The sequence below is a fragment of the Microcoleus anatoxicus genome (assembly GCF_042465725.1).
GTDB lineage: Bacteria > Cyanobacteriota > Cyanobacteriia > Cyanobacteriales > Microcoleaceae > Microcoleus > Microcoleus anatoxicus.
The window spans coordinates 660,923-681,960 of record NZ_CP120853.1 but is presented as its reverse complement, the minus strand read 5'-3'; the positions used below and the strand labels follow the sequence as shown (position 1 = coordinate 681,960).

Genomic DNA, 21,038 nt, shown 5'->3' with positions numbered 1-21,038 from the left:
TTCCGATTGTTGCCAGGGCGAAACTAATGCAGAAGACAGAAGTCCTCACTACCAACCTATTCATATTTTTATTGCCTAACTTCGTCAAAAAACCAGCTACCTACCTCTGTATGATCTGTCTGGCGGCTGCGTCGCAAACCTTCCTCAAGTAAAGCAAATTTTAGTCCTGGTAAAACTTCAGATTCTGTCAAGCGTTCACTTCCCCGGTTAGCAATTATTTTAAAAGCAATAATTTGGGCTTTTTGTACGTCTACAACCCAATATTCAGACACCCCTAATTCTTCATAAAGCATTCTTTTAGTTCCCAAGTCGTCCAGCAAAGAACTATCCGCAATTTCGATCGCCAAATCTGGTGCAACTGCGCTATCCAAATTCACGACTGAACTCCCGCGAGGTGTAGATTGTACCCGTTCTCCGATGTAGTAAGAAGCGTCTGGTTGAGCTTCTCTGACATCGGTTTTGCGGTAGCTACAGTTAACCAGTAGCCTCATTTTTATACCTTTAGCAATCCCAAATAGATTGGTTAAAATGATGATAATTCCATTGTCATCAGCATGATCCGGCCCTACTGCTGCCATTTCAATCCTCAACTGTCCATTGTAGTAATAACATTTTGCTTGTTCATACTCCGGCTGTTTAATAATTTCTATATATTCATCCCAAGTCACTGTCATCCAGGTATCAGTTAGGATTTTTGTTTGTAGTTGACTCATTGTTACCTCACTGAAAATTTTCTTTGCTGGTTCCCAGGCTTTGTCTGGGAACCAGTTACCATGAAAACAATTAACCTTTACTCTTCTACCGCTTCCTGAGATTCCAAATCTTCGATCGACTCTTCACCCGCAGGCGGCACTAAAGCCACAGCTACAATCGAATCATCGTCGTCCAAGCGCTGCACCCGCACTCCCGTTGCTGTTCGAGATTGTGTGGAAATTGCACTCACCGCCTGACGGATGATAATTCCTCGGTTGGTAATAATCATCAACTCATCGGTTTCGTTAACAATTCGCAGTGCCGCTACCCGATCCTTAGCCTTTTTGGACTTAAATTTAGTAGCAGTCAATCCTTTCCCAGCACGTCTTTGGAGGCGGAATTGAGAAACAGGAACCCGCTTCCCATAACCATTGGTAGTAATTACCAACACTGATGGAACTAGGCTGTTATCTGTGGGAATTTCTTCGAGGATTTCGCCTTCTGTTTCCTCAGTTTGCTGTTCTAACTCTTCCTCTTCCACTTCCGCCACATTCGCCTCTTCAAATTCCGATTCTTCAGTGTCTAATTGAGCAATATTTGCCCCCTCAAATTCTGATTCTTCGGTTTCTAATTCCGCAATTTCGGCAACAATTGAACTTGGCAAAATGTCCATGCTGATCAACTCATCGCCCGATCGCAATTTCATTGATTTCACACCCCTAGTAGCGCGCCCAGTAGGTCGCAACTGTTCGTGATTGGTGCGGAAATGAATTGCCATGCCTTGCCGCGTGCCGATGATAATGCTGTCCCCAACTTTTGCTCTCCGTACCCACCGCAGTTGGTCGCCTTCTTCTAGAGAAATAGCGATTAAACCGTTAGTTCGGATATTGGCAAAAGCCGAAAGCGCAGTTTTTTTGATGTAGCCACTGCGAGTTAGCATTACCAAGTATTCCTCGGTGCTGAATTCTGTTACAGACACCATAGAAGTGATTTTTTCTTCCATGGGAATCGGCAGTAGTTGTAGCACGGGCATTCCGCGCGCTGTCCGAGAACTGACGGGGATTTGATAAGCTTTGACAGAGTAAACTACGCCTCTGTCACTGAAGAACAAAACGCTGTCGTGATCGCAACAGGAAAGGAAATGTTCTACTCCGTCATCTTCTTTCATTTTCGTGCCTGCTTTGCCGCGAGTAGCGCGACTTTGGGCCTCGAAAGTGCTGACGGGCATCCGTTTGATGTAGCCTTGTTCGGTGATCAGAATGATTGCTTGTTCGTTAGCAATGAGATCTCTTTCATCGATTTCTCCTTCGGCGTGTTCGATGACTGTGCGCCGTGGAGTGGCTATTTTGGTTTTGATTTCGACTGCTTCGACTTCGGCGATTTCTAGAATCCGTTCCCGTCTTGCTAGAATATCTTCCAAGTCAGAAATTTTCGCCCGCAGTTCTTCATGTTCTTGTTGAATCTTTTGCGCTTCTAAGGCTGTCAAACGTCGCAGTTGCATTTGCAAGATGGCATCGGATTGCTGCTCGGAAAGACCGTAGTTATCAATCAATTCTTGTTTCGCTGCTGCGGAGTCAGGAGCGCGACGAATTAGCTGAATAATGCCATCTAAGTTTTCGAGGGCTATTAATAAGCCCTGCAGGAGATGGTCGCGTTCTTCTGCTTTGCGGAGTTCGTATTGAGTCCGACGAGTAATGGTCTCAATGCGGAAGTCTAGGAAGACATTCAGGAATTGGGAGAGCGAAAGTAGTTGGGGTTCCCCATTTACTAACGCTAACATATTGGCTCCAAAATTGGATTGGAGTGGTGTTTGTTTGTAGAGGTTGTTGAGGACGACGCGGGGATAGGCATCGCGTTTTAGTTCGATGACAACGCGCATTCCGTCTCTGTCGCTTTCGTCGCGAATGTCGGAAATTCCCTCTAATCTTTTGTCGTTTACAAGTTCGGCAATTTTCTCAATTAATGCTGCCTTGTTTGTTTGGTAAGGCAGTTCGGTGATAATAATTGCTTCTTTGTCTGGGCGGCCGGCGTGTTCGATGGTTTCAATGCTGGCGACTCCCCGCATGGTGATGGAACCGCGGCCGGTGGTGTAGGCTTCCCGAATGGTGGCTTTCCCTAAAATTTGGCCTCCGGTGGGAAAGTCGGGGCCGGGGATGTATTGCATCAATTCCAGGTCGGTAATTTCTGGATTGTGAATCAGGGCTACCAAACCGTCAATGATTTCGCCTAAATTGTGTGGGGGAATGTTGGTAGCCATTCCCACGGCTATTCCTGATGAACCGTTGAGCAAAATTTGGGGAATCCTGGCTGGGAGTACCAGGGGTTCTTGCTGGGAACCGTCGAAGTTGTCCCCGAAATCCACTGTTTCGCAGTCGATGTCGCGCAGCATGGCGTCGTAAGTCAGCGCGGTGAGGCGACACTCGGTATACCGCATGGCTGCGGCGGGGTCGTTGTCTACCGATCCGAAATTGCCGTGGCCGTTGATTAGGCGTTCCCGCATGGAGAAATCTTGAGCCATCCGCACCAGGGCGTCATAAACTGCGGTGTCTCCGTGGGGGTGATACTTACCGAGCACCTCCCCCACGACACGGGCGCATTTGCGGAAGGGTCGATCGGGTGTCAATCCCAATTCGTTCATGGCGTAGAGAATGCGTCGGTGAACGGGCTTGAGACCGTCCCTAGCATCTGGTAGTGCCCGACCGACAATTACGCTCATGGCGTATTCCAAGTACGATCGGGACATCTCATTACCCAGATCCGTCGGGATTATCCGCGACTCAGAGGTGCTCATAGGTTAAAAAACTCCGTTAAAAATTTTAATTTGACCGCTATAAATCCAAAAAATGCGATAAAATCGGTTTGGATTCAGTAGAGTTGCCAAATAGTGCAAATTACTATTGAAATTATATCACAATTAGCCTTAGAGAATATGGGATAATAGCCAGAAAAATTAAGAGAATTGTTGTGTAATAAAACTGGCTGCTTTGTGAACACGAAAAAATAGTCTAAAATCTGAAATCTAAAATCAAAAACCTAAAATCTGCTGATGCTACCCGTCATCTATTCCGACGATTTTTTACTGCACAAGACTGGAATGCTTCACCCAGAGCGACCAGAACGTTTAACGGCGATCGTCAATGCTCTGAAAGCTGCTCCCTGGGCTGCTCAAATTGAATGGCAACTGCCCACGCCAGTCTCCGGTAACGAGCAGAAATTGTTATCGGAGATCAAAAAAGTTCACGCCCTAGGATACATCAGGGAAGTGGAACATCTGGCTCATCGGGGAGGCGGCTACCTTGATGGAGATACGCCGATTTCTGCGGAAAGTTACGATGTGGCGATGCTGGCTGTGAGTGCTTGGCTGGATGGGGTCGATCGAGTGTGGGCTGGGGGCGAACCGACTTTTGTCCTGGCCAGGCCACCTGGACACCATGCTGAGAGAGACCGGGCCATGGGATTTTGCTTGTTTTCCAATGCTGCGATCGCCGCGAATTACGCCCTCAAACAGGAGGGAATTAACCGTGTCGCCATCCTCGACTGGGACGTACACCACGGTAACGGCACTCAATCTTTGGTGGAAAACTGCCGACAAATTGCCTACTGTTCCCTCCATCAATCTCCATGCTATCCGGGAACCGGAGAAGCCGATGAGCGCGGGGGCTACGACAACGTACTGAATATTCCCCTCTATCCCGGTGGCGGCATGGGGGAATACCTTGCGGCTTTTGAATCTCAAGTTATGCCGTTTTTGTCAAAATTTGAGCCGGATTTGTTGATTGTCAGCGCCGGCTACGACGCGACGGAGGCCGATCCCTTGGCAAGTATGAACCTGACACCCTCAGACTATGGGACTTTCACGGGATATTGTCTGCAAGTGACCAGACGCATCCTCTTTGGTTTGGAAGGAGGTTACGCCCTGAAGGATTTGGCTGAGTCGGTAGTGGCGACGATCGAGCGATGTCTTCAATAGCCGGAAAATCTGATGTCTGGAACATGAGGTTGAGCAGCCTTAGAGACTGAGGATAGGGCGAATTTGTCAGGGGAAAAACTGCTAAGGAAGAAAGTTTAGAGGTGCGATCGATCCCATTCTGCTATTCCCTGTTCCCTGTTGTGGGCAAACAGTGACCACCATCACCTAATTTCCAGATTCAAGTCACTTAGTTTCTATATATCGGTCACAGATTATTAGCGCAAAAATCACACTTTGTCAATGTTTAGGATCACCTAAATCTCCAGTCAAACAGAGCATAATAGAATTAAACTGAGTATGGGGAATCTTTCCATGCTTAAATCAATTCAAAGGGTTAATACCATGACAGTATCTCAAATGACACTCGAAGAGTTGTTTGGTCAAGTGATGTTCTCCAGCGTCGTTACTCGCCACGAGCGGAGACAACTGAGATCCGTACTTTTAGAAAGAACGCTCAACGATGATGAGTATGCCATCATCAACAGACTTCTCTACAATGTGCGCCGCGGCTGGGTGAAAATTATCGATTAAGTCGCTACGGTCATACTGTTCTAGCAGAATTAGACCTAAGAGTCTGCGTAGACTGAAATTTTTGGAAGAGCTATTTTTTGTGGAAAAGTTAATTTTTTGACTTCTCTTTTTGAGATAGGTGGTTATGGAGGAGAATCGCCATCGATGACATCAGCCTTAAGATAGAGATTCTTTTGAAATAACAGGTAGTGGGTGCATATTTACTTCTACTAGAATTGAAAAATTAATAGGACGAAGATTCATTAAAAAAATAAGCTTAAATTAAAAAAATAAAATTTTACCAAGTTGTCAAGAGAAGGCTATTGTGCTAATATAACCAGGAGCGAAAACAGCCTTGGTAAAAATTAAACTAAAATTTTTCAATGGTTCCAGAGCCAAACATTCGGGCAATTTGAGCGCAAAAGTGTCAAAATATTAACAAGAAGTTAATCTAATCCCCAAAATATATGGCTCCCGCCGTTTTAATTGAAAATCTTCAGAAACGCTACGGCAATGTAGAAGCCGTTAAAGATGTTTCCTTCAAGGTAGAACAGGGGGAAATATTTGGTTTGCTAGGCCCCAACGGTGCTGGCAAAACCACCACCCTGCGCGTACTTTGTACTTTGACAGCGCCAGATAGCGGACGTATTGAAGTGTCTGGTATTTCTGCTGTCAGTCAGCCGAGAATTGCTAGACAGAGACTGGGCTATGTGGCTCAAGAAGTGGCTCTGGATAAGGTGTTGACGGGCAGGGAACTCCTGCAATTGCAAGCAGCGCTTTATCATTTGCCCCGCCATACCATTAAAGGGCGGATTGATAAAATGGTCAAACTCCTGGGTTTGGAGGAGTGGGAACATAAAAAGACGGGTACTTATTCCGGCGGGATTCGCAAGCGTTTGGATTTGGCTGCGGGATTGCTACACCAGCCGGATGTTTTGGTGTTGGACGAACCGACTGTCGGGCTCGATATTGAAAGTCGGGTGGTAGTGTGGGATTTCCTGCGTCGCTTGCGAGAGGAAGGGACTACGGTTTTGATTACCAGTCATTATCTCGAAGAAGTTGATGCTTTGGCCGATCGCGTGGCGATTATTGACAAAGGGACGGTGATTGCTGAGGGGACACCTCTGGAGTTGAAAAATCGGGTTGGGGGCGATCGGGTGACTTTGCGGATTCGGGAGTTTTCGCCCATCGAAGAAGCCGAAACAGCCAAAACGGTGATGGAATCTTTGCCTTTTGTGCAGGAAGTAATTGTCAACGAGGCTCAAGGAAATTCTCTGAATTTAGTAGTAACACCCCACAGCGAGGCGCTGGTGACAATTCAGCAAGCTTTGAAAGATCTGGGATTGCCTATTTTTGGGATTGCTCAATCTCGGCCGAGTTTGGATGATGTGTATTTGGCGGCGACTGGTAAGACGCTGTTGGATGCGGAGTTGGCTGCTGCTAGTAATCGGGATTTGAAGGCTGAGCAAAAACAGGCGATGCGATCGTAAATTAAATATCTCTAAAAAATCCTGCCGGTTCAAGACAGGCTTTTTTAGAGATACCTAATGCTCAACAATCACCGACGTTCCCACTTCTACCTTCTCAAATAAAGCCTGGGCGTCTTTATCAAACATTCTCACACAACCATGAGAAGCCGCCCGCCCGATCGACTCTGGATTGGGAGTACCATGAAAACCAATCACATTCTTACCATCAGTCCAAAAGCCAATCCACCTACTCCCCAAAGGATTGTCCGCCCCCGCAGGAACAAGTTCCCCAGTCCAAGGATGCTCCCAAACAGGATCTTTGATCATTTGCAAAACTTTAAAATTGCCCGTAGGAGTTTCCCAGCCACCTTTTCCCACAGCCACGGGGAAGCTAGCTTGCACCTTATTTTCTCGGTAAACATAGACGCGGCGTTCTCGCAATTTCAGCACCAAGCGCACTTCCTCAATGGGAGTTACCGGAGGTTTTGGTTCCTGGGGAATATACCGAGATGGTTCTCCCAATGCCGGCAATTCAGGTATTGCGATATTGGGCAATTTCACCTGGGATGTTGGTGACTCCGAGGCGATCGCACTATGATTAAAATTAGCCCTAGGTTCTGCAACAGAAAGCGCGACCACACTCAAACTCAACAGAATTAACTTACTCAACAAAGATTTGCTGTTCACCATGTTGTTTTTCGCTAAACTCCTCATCAGCAGTGCCCACCAACTTTAGATCTCAAATTATGCCCAACCAGTTAGATTATAATCTTTTTTGAAATTCTCAAAAATTTACTACTGGGGGGATTAAACTGGATTAGGTCTAAAGGTGGGCAATTTCGCACAGCGAAAGCAACCCCAACCCCCAATAGCAATTAATGTGAGGTTTCAATGCGTCTTCAGAACATCAAATTATTGACCAGTGCCACCCTGTCGGTGGTAGTTTCTGCATTATCAGTGCATCCAGCGATGGCTAACCCTGCAACTCTCATCGCGCAAACCCAGAGCACCAGAACAGCCAACACAGAAAGCATCACAGGTATTGTCAAAAGTATTGTGGGCGACATCATCACCATTCGCCCCGAAAATGAGCGATACAGGACTCTGAGGATTCAAAAATGCGTCCTGAAAATTACCGGCCTCGTACCAGGAATGAAAGTCAAAGCCATGTTCCGAGGCTCTCAGGTAGAAAATATCATGGTCCTCTCCAAGTATAAAGTGATAGCTTCACCAGTTGCTACCACCACCACTCCCCGCGTAGAAGCGCCACCGGCTCCAGAACCAGCCCCCATTCAACCAGCTCGTCCCGCTCCCCGCGTCCAACCCCCAACACCTCCTCGTCCACTACCCCCGCCAGCTCCCCGTCCAGCCCCACGTCCCGTGAGAGGACTTTGGTAGAGTTACGTTTGTAGACAGAATTAAGCCACCGCCCTAAACGGTGGCTTCGCTGTTTCCTAGGAATTGGCATCTGGCTTCTAGGGAAGCCGAAGTGTGATATAAATTCCGGTTGTATGGGAATGATGTAACCGCGAAGGCGCTAAGGACGCGAAGGAAGAGAAGAGAGAGTTTAATACAGGACGATGAAGCTCAAGCCCATGTCTAAAGGCAGGGGTTTGCCTGGGGTTCTTCAGTGATAATAGGATTTTCGAGCATTAGTGTGATATCAATTCCGGTTGTATCGGAATGATTTAACCGCGAAGGCGCGAAGGACGCGAAGGAAGAGAAGAGAGAGTTTAATACAGCACGATGAAGAGAGGATTTTATCTGAAAACCATCACCAGCTCAAGCCCATGTCTAAAGGCAGGGGTTTGCGTCTCGTTCTTCAGTGATAATAGGATTTTCGAGCATTGATTGAGAAATTGCTGCTATGTATAATCTGCGTTTCTTACTGTTAATTTTACTGCTCCCGGTGGTGGCGTGTTCACCAGCTACAGATGCTCAAGCTCCTAGGATTTTGGCCACCAGCCCCCTGTCCCAAATTCCCTCCCAAGCAAACACCAATTCTGCAACGAGTCAGAGCATACCCACCAAGGCGTTATCACCACAACCAATTCGCATCAGCCCTGGAAACTTACCTCAGCCTTTTGCTACCGACAGCGCCTCCAAACCCCCTCAAGTCATACCCCCACCCCCATCGCCAGTGCTGCGAGTCCCTGCGGGCTTTGTCGTCAACGTTTTTGCAGAAAATCTGGATGCTCCCCGATGGCTAGCCTTGACACCCACAGGCGATGTTTTAGTCACCGAAACGCGACAGAATCGGATTACCCTGCTCCGGGATACCAACGGCGACGGAGTTGCGGAAGTTAACCAGACTTTTGCTCAGGCAGAAAATGGGCTAAACATTCCCTTTGGGATGGCCTTTGGTCAAGGCTATTTCTTCCTAGGAAATACGGCAGAAGTTCGCAGATTTCCTTACACAACCGGACAAGAAAAACTAACTGGAACAGGTCAAAAAATAGCCGATTTACCTGGTGGTGGCTATAACCAACATTGGACGCGGAATGTTGTGATGTCGCCGGATGGTAAGAAACTTTATGTATCAGTTGGTTCCCAGTCTAATGCCGATACTGAACCACTACCAAGGGCATCTGTACAGGTGATGAATTTGGATGGAAAAAATCAGCAAACTTTTGCTTCTGGCTTACGCAATCCCGTAGGATTAGATTTTCACCCTTCCAGCGGGCAACTTTACGCCACAGTCAACGAACGTGACGGTTTGGGAGATGATTTGGTGCCCGATTACTTGACCAGAATTCGTCAAGACCAGTTTTACGGCTGGCCCTTTGCTTATTTTAAGCCGAATCTGCTAGACCCGCGCCACGTCAAAAATGGCCGCAGCGAGCGACCAGATTTAGTGGCGAAAACACTGACACCAGATGTACTATTTCAAGCACATTCAGCCGCATTAGGACTGCAATTTTATGACGGCAAAACCTTTCCCAAAAAGTACCGGAATGGAGCATTTGTCGCATTTCGTGGCAGTTGGAACCGCAACGCTGGAACGGGTTACAAAATCGTGTTTGTACCTTTCAATGCCAATTCCCGTCCCGAAGGTTATTATGAAGATTTTCTGACAGGTTTTCTCACCGAGCCATCGGTACCGAAAACCTGGGGACGCCCCGTTGGTTTGCTAGTATTGCCTGATGGGAGTTTGCTGTTTACTGAAGAGGCAAATAACCGGATTTATCGCATTCAGTATCGCGGGTAATATAAAACCCTCTCTTCATCGTCCTGCATGAAACTCTCTCTTCTCTTCCTTCGCGTCCTTAGCGCCTTCGCGGTTAAATCATTCCAATACAACCGTCAACAATATAACCAGATAATCTGCGGTCAAAAAATCCCCTAAAAAATCGAACTCAACACAATTTCATTAGCAACAATCCATTCATAAATATCTTGCAAAGCAGCTTCGGGGCTAATCCTAGGTTGCCATCCAGTGCGTTCCATCACCCTAGAAGAATCAGTAATAAAAATGGGAATATCCCCCGCTCTTTCCTCCAAAACAGGATGAATGGGAATGGATTTTCCCGTAATTTTTTGGCATAAATCTGTTGTTTCAATTAAAGACAGACTGTTGCTGGAACCACCGCCGACATTAAAAACTTCACCGTCAAATTCAGCAAAATTTTCTAACTGATAATTAACTAACCGCAACAAGTCTTCAACGTGTAGTAAATCCCTAACTTGTTTGCCACTGCCGCCGAAACCGATATAATTAAGTGACTTTTGAAAATAGTGGGCAGCTACCCACAAACCGCATACTCCCTGATCTACTTTGCCCATTTGCCAAGCACCAGTAATTAACCCGCAGCGGTTAATAATTGCTGGTACATTGTAAGCTGCTCTGTATTCTTCAATCAGCAATTCTGAGGCTAATTTAGTTGCTCCGTAAAGGGAGCGATTTCCTTTGAGAGGGAAGTCTTCAGAAATGCCTAATTCGGATATTCCAGGTATGGTTTGATTTGGGCCGATCGCAAATCTGGACTCCGACTCCCATAATTTGATAGACTTGACAGTGGCGATCGGGTAAACTCGACTCGTAGACAAAAACAATAAACTCGCACCCGTTTGTCTCGCCAACTCCAAAACATTCACAGTACCCAGTAAATTCGTCTGCAAAACATACTGAGGTGAACTAAAACCCGCCAGCACCGAAGGTTCCGCAGCACAATCGATAATGCAGTCTACATTCAGCGCCACCGGATCTAAATCTGCCGCTGTGCGAATATCTCCATACACAAACTGAATACCCGAACTTTTCAGCCGAGGTAAATTCAATTCCGAACCCCGGCGGCGCAGGTTATCTAAACAAATTATCTGCCATTCCGGGTGCAGTTTCTTGAGGCCAATTGCCAAGCAACTGCCGATGAAACCCGCACCTCCAACAATCAAAACTCTTTCAAACATTCGCTTTACAAAATTTCCTTCGTAGTCAGGACTTTAGTCCCATTGGTGTCAACTTAACGTCAAACGTAGTATAGCAGTCTGCTGTCTGACGATGAGGCCTCGATCCCCCCTAACCCCCTTTAGTAAGGGAGTAGGGTGTGAGTAGGGGGTGGGACAAGAGTCTACTCAAATTCCCCCTTATTAAGGGGGATTTAGGGGGATCTAGACTTGGCCTAAAAGCGACATTTATTATGGGTTTCAGTTTTAAGTTGACACTAATGCTTTAGTCCTTATTCTTTCAACCATGCGCTTTACAAAATTTCGTTGGTAGTCAGGACTTTAGTCCTTAATTCACTACGGTGATAGTCACCACGAGAAAGATGTTTTTCTAGCCAGACATAGAGTACAATAAATAAATACCGACTGCCCATTTCTTTGATTTTCAGCTTGGAAATACCGGCAGTCCGATTGTACCATCTTAGAGGAATTACATCATAGGAAAAACCTCTCACAATTGCTTTGAGGGGAAGTTCTACAGTTAAATTGAAGTGATGGCTCAAAATCGGCTGCACTCCCTCAATCACTTCTTTGCGGTAAATCTTAAAAGCATTGGTGACATCGTTGTAGCGTAAGCCGAAAATAGTTTTGACAAACCAATTTGCTAAGCGGTTAATGGCTAGTTTGTGAATGGGATAGTCTACCACAAAGCCGCCTTTGATGAATCGGGAACCGAAAACGCAGTCATATCCTGCTTGTAATTGGCGATATCCTGCTACCAAATCCCCCGGATCGTCGGAAGCATCCGCCATTACAATGGCGACAGCATCGCCCTCAAATTCCGCCAATCCCCGGCGCACGGCAAATCCGAAACCGTTGGGTGGTTGATTGTTGATGTATCTAACTGTGGGAAAAGTCTCTGATAATTCTTGGCAAATATTCAGGGTGCGATCGACACTATTGTCATTCACAATCAGAATTTCGTGCTCAATGGCTTCTAAATCGAGCGTATGGGCGATCGCCCGCACAGTACCTTCTAAACAGCCCTCCTCGTTGTGAGCTGGTATAATCACTGAAATTTTCACTCCTCATCCTCCACTGTTACCCTAGCGCCACCGCGCAACTTGACAAATTGGTTGTCCACAGGATTATACACCCAAGCTTTAATTTCCGTTTGGGCGATCGGCAAATTATCACCCGACAACTCAACCGCCCATCTAGCATTCCTGTAAACCTGAGACTTCAAAGTCTGAGCAATGTCGGGACTGTCTAAGTTGACATAAGCATTAGCAAAAAAAGATTGTTTATCCCCGACAGATAACAGGATAATATTAGGCTGTGGCAAATCTGCTGGTAACACAGCCCATCCCGTAGCTTTCATAGCATTATTTTTGTTTATTGTCAAGGATTTATCGCCGATTTGTCCTCGATCAAAATAGCCGTAAACTTTCTCAGGATTAGCAACAAATTCTACATTTTTAGCAGACTTTCGCCAACCTATTTTATCGAGAACTAACGCCCCTTCTCTGACCAACCAAGTTTTTTTGCTCAGCACCCTCAAACAACTTTCCGGTGAATCTTGGAAAAATTTCGACGGTTCCAGATAATTAATCAACTCCAAACAATCTTTGCCACCTTGTTTGTAAGCAAGTGCAGCTTGAGATTGGGCCACCGCCTGTCCAGAATTAACAATAATTATCCCAATTAGCAACCCGCATAACACCTGATAAACAAGTGTATATCGGCGATTCAAGCTAGCAATACTACCTCGCACAAACAATTGCCCAAGCTGAACCAAAGCAACTAGCAACAAAATCGAATTCGTCGTATATCGCGACGATTCCAGCGCCTGAATTGCTCCAAATTGCGCCCTACCCACCGTAATAAACAGAGCCGAAACAACCGAAAACAAACCTATGGACAACCAAGGTACTGCCTCACGATGCTCCCTCATATTTTTGGCAAAATGGCATCCCAAAAATAAGAAGCTTGCCAATATTATCAATCCCACCAATGCGGAAATACCAGACAAACGAACAATTGGGGAACCCAACAAACTCAAAAAATAATCAATTACCACAAGGGGCTGATGCAGTAACGCAAAAATATTTGTTTTCCGACTAGGATGATAATCTATTGAGTAAATAACACCAGTTGCCATAAACAGCAACATCCAGACAATAAGTCTTTTTCTTTTCTGTGCCACATTTCCTTCTAAAGCCATCACCGCCGGAATTGCAGCCAACCAAGAAAGCAAACCTTGAGCCAGAGAAAAACTAGCAATAAAGCAGAATAAAGCAGCAAGGGATATTTGAATACTAGCCGATATTTTTTTGGGTAAAATCAGACAATAAACCGCAGCCACAAAACAAAAATTGACTAAAAACCAAGCGAGTTGAAATCCCCACAGCCAGTTTTCATGCTGAACCAGGGAACAGAGCAAAATACAAGTTAATATATTAGCTAAATGCCACAAATCATCGCCGCTATTCTGAAGCTGCATGGCGGATAACTTGTAAATAGCCAGAAAAGTGAGGATAACCAAACCAATACTGAGACACAGCGGATAATTAATATTCCATCTGGACAAAAAAGCCAGCATAGCCATAATGATTTTGGGGAACACTATCCGGTGGTTGCTGTGCAAAGTCCAAACATCGTTAAAAGTTACATTTCCCCCAGCTATTTTTGCAAAAAAACTAGCTAACCTCCACTCGTCATCAATGGGAACGTTAACGCTAAAATTGGCAACAAATCCGATTAATAAAAGGACGGGAATGAGATATAAAGTAAATAACCAGAGGATTTTTTTCATCAACGTGCGATGGATTCCATACACCATTCTATATCATTTGTGGTTGCAGTATCAGGTGGAAGATTAACCGTCAACATCACCTGACGGTGCAACGGAAATTGATATTCTACCTCTAGGGCTATGTCACAACCTCATTTTCCTGATTTTCAAGAGAATGAGCAATATACCAATCCTAAATCATTTGTGAATTTCTTACTCCCTCCCCTTCATAAGGGGAGGGTTGGGGTGGGGTAAAAAACTTTACGACTCATTTAGGACTGCTATAGCAATAACCGTGATATTATCATTACCACCGTGTTCCAAAGCTCTATTCACACATTCTTCAGTTAGCCTTTCCGGCGACTCTCCAAACTCTTGCACCAAATTTGTCAATTTTTGATTACTAACCTCTCCATTCAACCCATCGCTACACAACAATAACACATCACCCGCAGACCATTTTCGCACCACAGGTAACTCTTCACTATCCCATTTAGGATCGACCGAAAATTGACTATTTTCCTTCCCTCCCAAACAAGAATTTACCACCGAACGCATCGGATGAGTCGGTATCTCTGCCTCCGTAATTCGTCCCAATTCTAGCAATACCTGCACCACTGAATGATCCGCTGTAATGTAGGGATTATTTCCTGGGGTAAAATGATACAAACGACAGTCCCCAGCATAGAGATGCAGGTATTCTGTGGGAGATATAATTGCCACTACTATAGTTGTCCCCATCCCAAATAATTTGATGTTTTCGCAACCAGCTTCTTGGATGGCTTCGTGAGCTTTGTGGAAACATCCAAGCAAAATTTCATATCGCTCTTTATGGGTTTCCGGTAAAGGTGTTTCCAGCAATTCTCGAAAGGTATCTACAGCGATTTTGGCTGCGACTTCTCCTCCCCTGTGTCCCCCCATGCCATCGGCTACTACCGCCAGCATCGTTGATGTTTCTGGACACCATAATTCTAGTAGATGATTGTCTTCATTGTTGGGGCGAACTTTGCCGGGGTCAGTTTTGCTAGCAAACACTAATTTATCCATCAGCTATTACCTCTAGTTCAATATTGCCAAGTTTGATGATATCACCAGTTTTGATATTTTCAGGATTTGAGGGTTGTCTCGGTGCTGTGGGAAGCAGTTGTTTCCCATTGACAAAAGTACCGTTTGTACTATCCAAATCAATAATTTGCAACTTACCTTCCACCCATTCAATCACTGCATGGCGGCGAGAGATGGCAGATTTATTGTCAATTTTGCATTCAGTTAAGTCAATGTCTGCTATACTCATGGGAGCATCGCTGCGACCGATAATTGCTCGGATTTGATTCAGGGGAAATTTCTGGTTGGCGCTGCTGCTATTGCGTACCAATAGTTGGGCATTGTCTGGTGTCAGTCGTCCTTGATAAATTGGATCGGACCCAAAGCCACTACTCATTCTTTACCTCCCAAGTCTCGTGAATCTCTCAGCAATTTGGTGGTTCTGTTGGGGTCTAATTTGCCGCTTTTTTCCAGGTCATCTAGCTCCTGATCTAGTTGATTGACCATATCAGTTTTTCCGGCTTCCTCGGCATCATATCTAGCTTTTTCTAGTAGTTCTTTTTGTTCATTGGGATTTTCGGTGCCACTCAATTCTTTGATTGTGAGGTTGATCATCCAGCAGTGATAGTCGTTCTTGATTTCCTTGTTTACTTTGTTTTGTTTTTGTAATTCAGGATAACTTGTAGTATAATTAATGGCAGCTTTTGCTCTCACGGGATTGGTCATTCCCTTGGCTGTGAGCTCTACAGAAATTACGTCTTTGTTACCTGTAGGTTCGTCAAATCCTCCTAGGGGAATTTCGAGTTCGATTAATAAATCCGTGGGGGTATTGGCCGCTATGGCACCGATGGTTAATTGATTTTTCGCTGTTTCTTCTAGGGGCAAATATTCGGGGCGGTAACGACAAAAGCCTTTGACTATAACTCCGTTGCTAGGTATTAGCTGGATGACGGTGTTTTCGGTGGCCATCGCCTGACATTCTGTGAGTCTTTTTTGGAGTTGGGGTTCCAGGCTGGCTGGAGTATCTGCAAATATAAATGAGCCTCGCCCTTTGTCGCTTAAATCTGTCAATAATGCTGTATTAAAATTATTAGCATTTCCCAATCCGACGGTGTTGAGAATTATACCTAGGTTGGCTAGTTGTTGGGATTTATCGATCAAAACCCCTGTATCATCTAAAATAAATCCTTGGGATGTGGTAGCATGACCGTCAGTAATCAAGATTCCCACCCGCGCGACTCCGGCTTCTGGGGGTAGGGCGTTTAGTATCCAATCTAAGGCTAAATCGGTGCGGGTAACACCTTCTGCTGTCAGTTGGGAAATGGCGGTATTGGCGGGTTGAAGGGCGGCGGCACCACCGGGTAAAGATTGGAGCAAAGGTGTTACACTGGTGGAGAAGCCGGCTAAGGAAAGCCGATCGCGATCGCGCAATTGAGCCACAACAGCCCGACAAGCTTCTTTAGCCCGTTGCAGATTTTCTCCTCCCATTGATTGGCTGGTATCAAGGGCGATCGCAATTCGCAAAGGTAAACCGGGGCCACCGGATTGGGGACGAATTCGCACTCGCAAGATGTGTTTTGTGTTTTTGGCTTTGATTTTAGCTGGTAGATCCCAGTCAAGTTCTAGGTTGAACATGGTGTTATTTTTTAGTGGAAATTCTGTCTGGCTTGTTTGTTATTTTACATTAAGTTTAGATACTGTAGGTTGGGTTGAGGCACGAAACCCAACATTTTTAGATTTTAGTGGTTCCGGGAGTCATCGGATTCAGAAACCGGGTTTTTATCAGATTTTTGGCGATCGCCAACAGATTTAGGAAAAAACCCGGTTTCTTGGGCACAGTCGAGGGCTCAGAAACCCAAAACTCCAATATTCGTAGGGGCGGGTTCACCAACAATATACAACAATGACAAACAATTCAAATAAACCCGCCCCCACCCCACGGTAAAGATTAATGTACATTGAGATTGTTGGTGGGGTTGGGCGGGTTTATGGAATTTTGGGTTTTCCATCTATATGGTTGGTGAACCCGCCCCTACAAATTGCATCTATAATTATGCAAAAGATGGAGCCATCGCCAGCAATTCCTCAACTGAGAAAGGTGGCGCTTGAGGAATTGCTGCTTCCGCATCCATGAGTTCTTTCATTTTCTCAAAAATCAACAGAGTTTCTGATTCTCCATCAGTTAGTTGATCGTAAAAATTAGGGATAGAAAACCAGTGTTCAAAAGCAATTTCTAACAACCCGTTAGTTGCTAATTGCACTTTCCAATACCGAGAATATCTGGCATCCACAATCTCAAATAATGGGGCTGGATTGTGTATGGGATAATAAGTATACCGCTCATCGCAAATATAGTAAGATAATTTTCCTTGCCATTGGGAGATAGCATAGACAATATACTCTTTGCCTACTATCAGTTTGAATTCAGTTTCTGTGGTGATATCTAACGGTGGATTTAGGTAATTTTCCGGCAGTTCGGTTCCTTTGTTGGCAATGCAGCGAATTTTCATAGTATATTAACCTCACTGGTTTTTCGGTGCTATTTTGGGGTATGTACGTTTGATTTTGTACTCTACATTTTGGAGAGTGCGGGCATTTCTATACTGTTACAAACTATAAAAACTAGGCTAATTTAAAATTATACAATCAATCGGTGGTTTCTTCACGGTGATGCCAAATAATTGGAAAAACCCACCGCAAATTTCAAGATTCGTAGGGGCGGGTTTTACCTACAAAATAGAACAATGACCAACAATCTAAATAAACCCGCCCCCACCCCACGGTAAATATGAATGTACATTGAGATTGTTGATGGGGTTGGGCGGGTTTATGAAATTTTGGGTTTTCCATCTATATGGTTGGTGAACCCGCCCCTACAAGATGGCTAGATTTGATTCATTGGGTTTAGGGTGATGGCCAAGAAACCGGGTTTTCATTTTAATTAATGGTGTGATTCAATATCTAGGTAAAAAACCCGGTTTCTGCGTCTAGGGCTATGCCAAAAATCCCATGTTCCTCAAAAAAAATCGAGCCGCAAGCGGCAGAAAGGGAAAAGAATTAAGAGCGCAAAGCGCAAGAGGGCAAAAGAGTAGAGAAAATGAAGAGTCCTCGCGGGAGACTACAGCACAGAACCAAAAACCGGAGACTACGCAGAAGCCAGAGCAACGCGAAAACCGATGTACGAGTTACGATCGCCCGCCGAATCCCAGCTACGATTGGCACCACGGCAATTGACCGCAACGCTGTCCCAGGAGCCGCCACGCCGCACTCGGTATTCAGATCCACCAGTTTCCCAAGAACTTCCATCAGTCGGTGCGCCGTTATAATTATCGTGCCTTTTATCGCTGCACCATTCCCAAACATTGCCGTGCATATCGTACAATCCAAACGCATTAGGTGGAAAACTCCCCACATCTGTTGTTTCTTTGCGGTAAAGTCCTTTGGAAGCGTTGGCGTAGGGGTTGTTTCCGTCGTAGTTAACTAATTCTGGGGTAATAGTTTCCCCAAAATGGAAAGGTGTTGTAGTTCCGGCGCGACAAGCGTATTCCCATTCCGCTTCACTCAGCAAGCGATATTTCTTTCCAGTTGTTTGCGAGAGTTTCTTACAGAATTCGACAGCATCATCCCACGATACATTTTCTACAGGACGTTTTTCACCTTTAAAGCGCGATGGGTTGTTTCCCATGACGGCTTCCCACTGTGCTTGGGTGATGGCGTATTTCCCTGCAAAAAAAGTCGGTACTGTGACTCGATGCTGCGGACTTTCATCGCTACTTCTACCTTGTTCATTGTCGGGGGAACCCATCATAAATGTGCCGCCGGGAATCTGTACCATTTCTAAGTTGACTCCGCGCCCTAGGTTTTCACTAAAGTATTCAGCTTGTCGCTGTTCTGTTTTGATGGTTTCTCCGCTGTTGTTGACTGTGATTACTTTAAAGTCAAAGGTTTGTGTTTGTTTTTTTGGTTGAGGGGCTGGTTCGGGTATTGATGCTAGCAATTGATTGATTCGATTAATAAAGGCCGAGGCTAGGATGGGCTCAGAAACCGGGTTTTTATCAGATTCTTCGTTGTTATCAACAGATTCAGTAAAAAACCCGGTTTCTTTGGTCGGAGTGTATATGTCCCGTTTTGGTGCTAAGGCTGTCAATACTTGTTCTGCTGTCCATCTTTCTGCTCGCTCTTTTTTCAAACATCCCCTGATTATGGCCGTAAATGGTTCTGGTATTTTTGACCAGTCTATTTCCGGCTGTTCGTCTAGGGTTTTTTTCATTACTTCTTCGTCGGTCTTTCCTGTGAATGGTAGACTTCCTGTCAGGATTTCTGCTGTCATGATTCCCAGTGACCAAATATCCGATGCTGTTCCTACTACTCCCTTGTAGGATTCTGGGGGAGCATAAAATGGTGTTCCTCTCCTATCTTGGGTTCTCAGTGAGTTGGTGCCGATTTCTCGCAGCAGTCCTAAGTCTGATACTTTCCATTTGTTATCTGCGTATAGCAGGTTGGCTGGTTTGATGTCTCTGTGGACTTTTCGCGGATTTAAATTGTGTAGGTAGTGTAATGCTGCTGCTGTGGCTTTGACTATTTCTCTGGCTTCTGTTGTGGAGAGTTTTCCGGTTTTTAGTTTTTTTTCTAGGGTGATTGTGGCGATTTCCATGACGATGAATAAATATTTGTCTTCTTTGACTTCGCAGGTGCCTACTGTGTAGGTACGGATGATGTTTTCGTGTTGCAGGTTGGCTGCTGCTATTAGTTCGTTTAGTTGTTTTTTGGCTTTGGTTTCATCTTCTTCTAAGGCGATTAGTTTGATTGCTATTTCTCTGATGAAGCAGTCTATGATTACTTCATCTGCTTTGTATACGGCTCCATAGGCTCCACATCCTAGGTATTCTTGGAGGTAGTATTGGTTGTTGACTGTTTCGCCTTGTAGTTTTCTCCAATGTCTTTCTGGGTAACTCATTTTATTTGGTGTTAGTGATTGGTACTTGGGCTCAGAAACCGGGTTTTTCCGAAATACTTCGTTGTCACCAACAGATTCGGGAAAAAACCCGGTTTCTTTGGCTCCATTTCAATATTCGTAGGGGCGGGTTCACCAACAATATACAACAATGACCGACAATCTAGATAAACCCGCCCCCACCCCATTTCAATATTCGTAGGGGCGGGTTCACCAACAATATACAACAATGACCGACAATTCAAATAAACCCGCCCCCACCCCACGGTAAAGATTAATGTACATTGAGATTGTTGGTGAGGTAGGGGCGGGTTCACCAACAATATACAACAATGACCAACAATTCAAATAAACCCGCCCCCACCCCATTTCAATATTCGTAGGGGCGGGTTCACCAACAATATATAACAATGACCAACAATTCAAATAAACCCGCCCCCACCCCACGGTAAAGATTAATGTACATTGAGATTGTTGGTGGGGTTGGGGCGGGTTTATGAAATTTTGGGTTTTCCATCTATATGGTTGGTGAACCCGCCCCTACAGGATGGCTAGAAATGTACATTGAGATTATTGGTGGGGTTGGGGCGGGTTTATGGAATTTTGGGTTTTCCATCTATATGGTTGGTGAACCCGCCCCTACAGGATGGCTAGAAATGTACATTGAGATTGTTGGTGGGGTTGGGCGGGTTTATGAAATTTTGGGTTTTCCATCTATATGGTTGGTGAACCCGCCCCTACAGGATGGCTAGAAATGTACATTGAGATTGTTGGTGGGGTTGGGCGGGTTTATGAAATTTTGGGTTTTCCATCTATATGGTTGGTGAACCCGCCCCATTTCAAGATTCGTAGGGGCGGGTTCACCAACAATATATAACAATGACCAACAATTCAAATAAACCCGCCCCCGCCCCACGGTAAAGATTAATGTACATTGAGATTGTTGGTGGGGTTGGGCGGGTTTATGAAATTTTGGGTTTTCCATCTATATGGTTGGTGAACCCGCCCCATTTCAAGATTCGTAGGGGCGGGTTCACCAACAATATATAACAATGACCAACAATTCAAATAAACCCGCCCCCGCCCCACGGTAAAGATTAATGTACATTGAGATTGTTGGTGGGGTTGGGCGGGTTTATGAAATTTTGGGTTTTCCATTTATATGGTTGGTGAACCCGCCCCTACAGGATGGCTAGAAATGTACATTGAGATTGTTGGTGG

General features: G+C 45.2%; 17 protein-coding genes. 6 read left to right on the top strand and 11 right to left on the bottom strand.

Annotated elements, in window-relative coordinates; all coding sequences use genetic code 11:
• Positions 1-68: 68 nt before the first annotated feature.
• Positions 69-713, bottom strand: a complete 645-nt coding sequence (locus tag P2A85_RS02935; RefSeq protein ID WP_377477428.1) for a Uma2 family endonuclease — start codon at positions 711-713, stop codon at positions 69-71.
• Positions 714-790: 77 nt separating this feature from the next.
• Complete coding sequence (gene gyrA / locus P2A85_RS02930; protein ID WP_377477426.1) at positions 791-3,484, bottom strand: DNA gyrase subunit A; 2,694 nt, start codon at positions 3,482-3,484, stop codon at positions 791-793.
• Between the two features lie 255 nt (positions 3,485-3,739).
• Here gyrA and P2A85_RS02925 point away from each other — a divergent pair, with 255 nt between their 5' ends.
• From P2A85_RS02925 to P2A85_RS02915, 3 genes are all read left to right on the top strand, one after another.
• The gene (locus tag P2A85_RS02925) at positions 3,740-4,663 is read left to right on the top strand and encodes a histone deacetylase (RefSeq protein WP_377477424.1); all 924 of its coding nucleotides are present in this window, start codon (positions 3,740-3,742) and stop codon (positions 4,661-4,663) included.
• Positions 4,664-5,005: 342 nt separating this feature from the next.
• On the top strand, positions 5,006-5,194 hold the full coding sequence (locus tag P2A85_RS02920; RefSeq protein WP_340518989.1) for a hypothetical protein: 189 nt from the start codon (positions 5,006-5,008) through the stop codon (positions 5,192-5,194).
• A 446-nt stretch (positions 5,195-5,640) separates the two neighbouring features.
• On the top strand, positions 5,641-6,663 hold the full coding sequence (locus P2A85_RS02915; protein ID WP_377477422.1) for an ATP-binding cassette domain-containing protein: 1,023 nt from the start codon (positions 5,641-5,643) through the stop codon (positions 6,661-6,663).
• 54 nt (positions 6,664-6,717) lie between these two features.
• On the opposite strand, the gene P2A85_RS02910 is transcribed toward P2A85_RS02915, so the two are convergent.
• Positions 6,718-7,332: a L,D-transpeptidase gene (locus P2A85_RS02910; protein ID WP_377477420.1), complete on the bottom strand. Its 615-nt coding sequence runs from the start codon at positions 7,330-7,332 to the stop codon at positions 6,718-6,720.
• Between the two features lie 201 nt (positions 7,333-7,533).
• Here P2A85_RS02910 and P2A85_RS02905 point away from each other — a divergent pair, with 201 nt between their 5' ends.
• Positions 7,534-8,040: an autotransporter gene (locus P2A85_RS02905; RefSeq protein ID WP_340518986.1), complete on the top strand. Its 507-nt coding sequence runs from the start codon at positions 7,534-7,536 to the stop codon at positions 8,038-8,040.
• Positions 8,041-8,509: 469 nt separating this feature from the next.
• Positions 8,510-9,850 (top strand): PQQ-dependent sugar dehydrogenase, encoded by a 1,341-nt coding sequence (locus tag P2A85_RS02900; protein WP_377477418.1) that lies wholly within the window; start codon positions 8,510-8,512, stop codon positions 9,848-9,850.
• A 134-nt stretch (positions 9,851-9,984) separates the two neighbouring features.
• On the opposite strand, the gene P2A85_RS02895 is transcribed toward P2A85_RS02900, so the two are convergent.
• The 8 genes from P2A85_RS02895 to P2A85_RS02860 all read right to left on the bottom strand — a co-directional run bounded on the left by P2A85_RS02895 (position 9,985) and on the right by P2A85_RS02860 (position 19,820).
• Positions 9,985-11,049, bottom strand: coding sequence for an NAD-dependent epimerase/dehydratase family protein (locus P2A85_RS02895; protein ID WP_377477416.1), 1,065 nt, complete (start codon positions 11,047-11,049; stop codon positions 9,985-9,987).
• 290 nt (positions 11,050-11,339) lie between these two features.
• The gene (locus P2A85_RS02890) at positions 11,340-12,110 is read right to left on the bottom strand and encodes a glycosyltransferase family 2 protein (RefSeq protein WP_377477414.1); all 771 of its coding nucleotides are present in this window, start codon (positions 12,108-12,110) and stop codon (positions 11,340-11,342) included.
• Positions 12,107-13,867: a hypothetical protein gene (locus P2A85_RS02885; protein ID WP_377477412.1), complete on the bottom strand. Its 1,761-nt coding sequence runs from the start codon at positions 13,865-13,867 to the stop codon at positions 12,107-12,109. The genes P2A85_RS02890 and P2A85_RS02885 overlap by 4 nt, the downstream gene beginning before the upstream one ends.
• Before the next feature lie 213 nt (positions 13,868-14,080).
• The gene (locus tag P2A85_RS02880) at positions 14,081-14,866 is read right to left on the bottom strand and encodes a PP2C family protein-serine/threonine phosphatase (protein WP_377477410.1); all 786 of its coding nucleotides are present in this window, start codon (positions 14,864-14,866) and stop codon (positions 14,081-14,083) included.
• Positions 14,859-15,260, bottom strand: coding sequence for an FHA domain-containing protein (locus P2A85_RS02875; RefSeq protein ID WP_377477408.1), 402 nt, complete (start codon positions 15,258-15,260; stop codon positions 14,859-14,861). Before P2A85_RS02875 ends, P2A85_RS02880 begins: the two co-directional genes overlap by 8 nt.
• The gene (locus tag P2A85_RS02870; RefSeq protein WP_377477406.1) at positions 15,257-16,498 is read right to left on the bottom strand and encodes a VWA domain-containing protein; all 1,242 of its coding nucleotides are present in this window, start codon (positions 16,496-16,498) and stop codon (positions 15,257-15,259) included. The genes P2A85_RS02875 and P2A85_RS02870 overlap by 4 nt, the downstream gene beginning before the upstream one ends.
• A gap of 416 nt (positions 16,499-16,914) precedes the next feature.
• Entirely contained in the window at positions 16,915-17,373 is a 459-nt protein-coding gene (locus tag P2A85_RS02865; RefSeq protein ID WP_377477404.1) for a hypothetical protein, read from the bottom strand.
• A gap of 635 nt (positions 17,374-18,008) precedes the next feature.
• Complete coding sequence (locus tag P2A85_RS02860; protein ID WP_377477402.1) at positions 18,009-19,820, bottom strand: bifunctional serine/threonine-protein kinase/formylglycine-generating enzyme family protein; 1,812 nt, start codon at positions 19,818-19,820, stop codon at positions 18,009-18,011.
• 518 nt (positions 19,821-20,338) lie between these two features.
• Here P2A85_RS02860 and P2A85_RS02855 point away from each other — a divergent pair.
• A complete protein-coding gene (locus tag P2A85_RS02855; RefSeq protein ID WP_377477400.1) occupies positions 20,339-20,569 on the top strand; it encodes a hypothetical protein in 231 nt (76 codons plus the stop codon).
• Positions 20,570-21,038: the final 469 nt, after the last annotated feature.

Bases quoted from the DNA above. Each gene is read 5' to 3' on its own strand.
- P2A85_RS02935 (WP_377477428.1), bottom strand. From the start codon at position 713: ATGAGTCAACTACAAACAAAAATCCTAACTGATACCTGGATGACAGTG.
- gyrA (WP_377477426.1), bottom strand. From the start codon at position 3,484: ATGAGCACCTCTGAGTCGCGGATAATCCCGACGGATCTGGGTAATGAG.
- P2A85_RS02925 (WP_377477424.1), top strand. From the start codon at position 3,740: ATGCTACCCGTCATCTATTCCGACGATTTTTTACTGCACAAGACTGGA.
- P2A85_RS02920 (WP_340518989.1), top strand. From the start codon at position 5,006: ATGACAGTATCTCAAATGACACTCGAAGAGTTGTTTGGTCAAGTGATG.
- P2A85_RS02915 (WP_377477422.1), top strand. From the start codon at position 5,641: ATGGCTCCCGCCGTTTTAATTGAAAATCTTCAGAAACGCTACGGCAAT.
- P2A85_RS02910 (WP_377477420.1), bottom strand. From the start codon at position 7,332: ATGGTGAACAGCAAATCTTTGTTGAGTAAGTTAATTCTGTTGAGTTTG.
- P2A85_RS02905 (WP_340518986.1), top strand. From the start codon at position 7,534: ATGCGTCTTCAGAACATCAAATTATTGACCAGTGCCACCCTGTCGGTG.
- P2A85_RS02900 (WP_377477418.1), top strand. From the start codon at position 8,510: ATGTATAATCTGCGTTTCTTACTGTTAATTTTACTGCTCCCGGTGGTG.
- P2A85_RS02895 (WP_377477416.1), bottom strand. From the start codon at position 11,049: ATGTTTGAAAGAGTTTTGATTGTTGGAGGTGCGGGTTTCATCGGCAGT.
- P2A85_RS02885 (WP_377477412.1), bottom strand. From the start codon at position 13,867: ATGGTGTATGGAATCCATCGCACGTTGATGAAAAAAATCCTCTGGTTA.
- P2A85_RS02880 (WP_377477410.1), bottom strand. From the start codon at position 14,866: ATGGATAAATTAGTGTTTGCTAGCAAAACTGACCCCGGCAAAGTTCGC.
- P2A85_RS02875 (WP_377477408.1), bottom strand. From the start codon at position 15,260: ATGAGTAGTGGCTTTGGGTCCGATCCAATTTATCAAGGACGACTGACA.
- P2A85_RS02870 (WP_377477406.1), bottom strand. From the start codon at position 16,498: ATGTTCAACCTAGAACTTGACTGGGATCTACCAGCTAAAATCAAAGCC.
- P2A85_RS02865 (WP_377477404.1), bottom strand. From the start codon at position 17,373: ATGAAAATTCGCTGCATTGCCAACAAAGGAACCGAACTGCCGGAAAAT.
- P2A85_RS02860 (WP_377477402.1), bottom strand. From the start codon at position 19,820: ATGAGTTACCCAGAAAGACATTGGAGAAAACTACAAGGCGAAACAGTC.
- P2A85_RS02855 (WP_377477400.1), top strand. From the start codon at position 20,339: ATGGTTGGTGAACCCGCCCCTACAGGATGGCTAGAAATGTACATTGAG.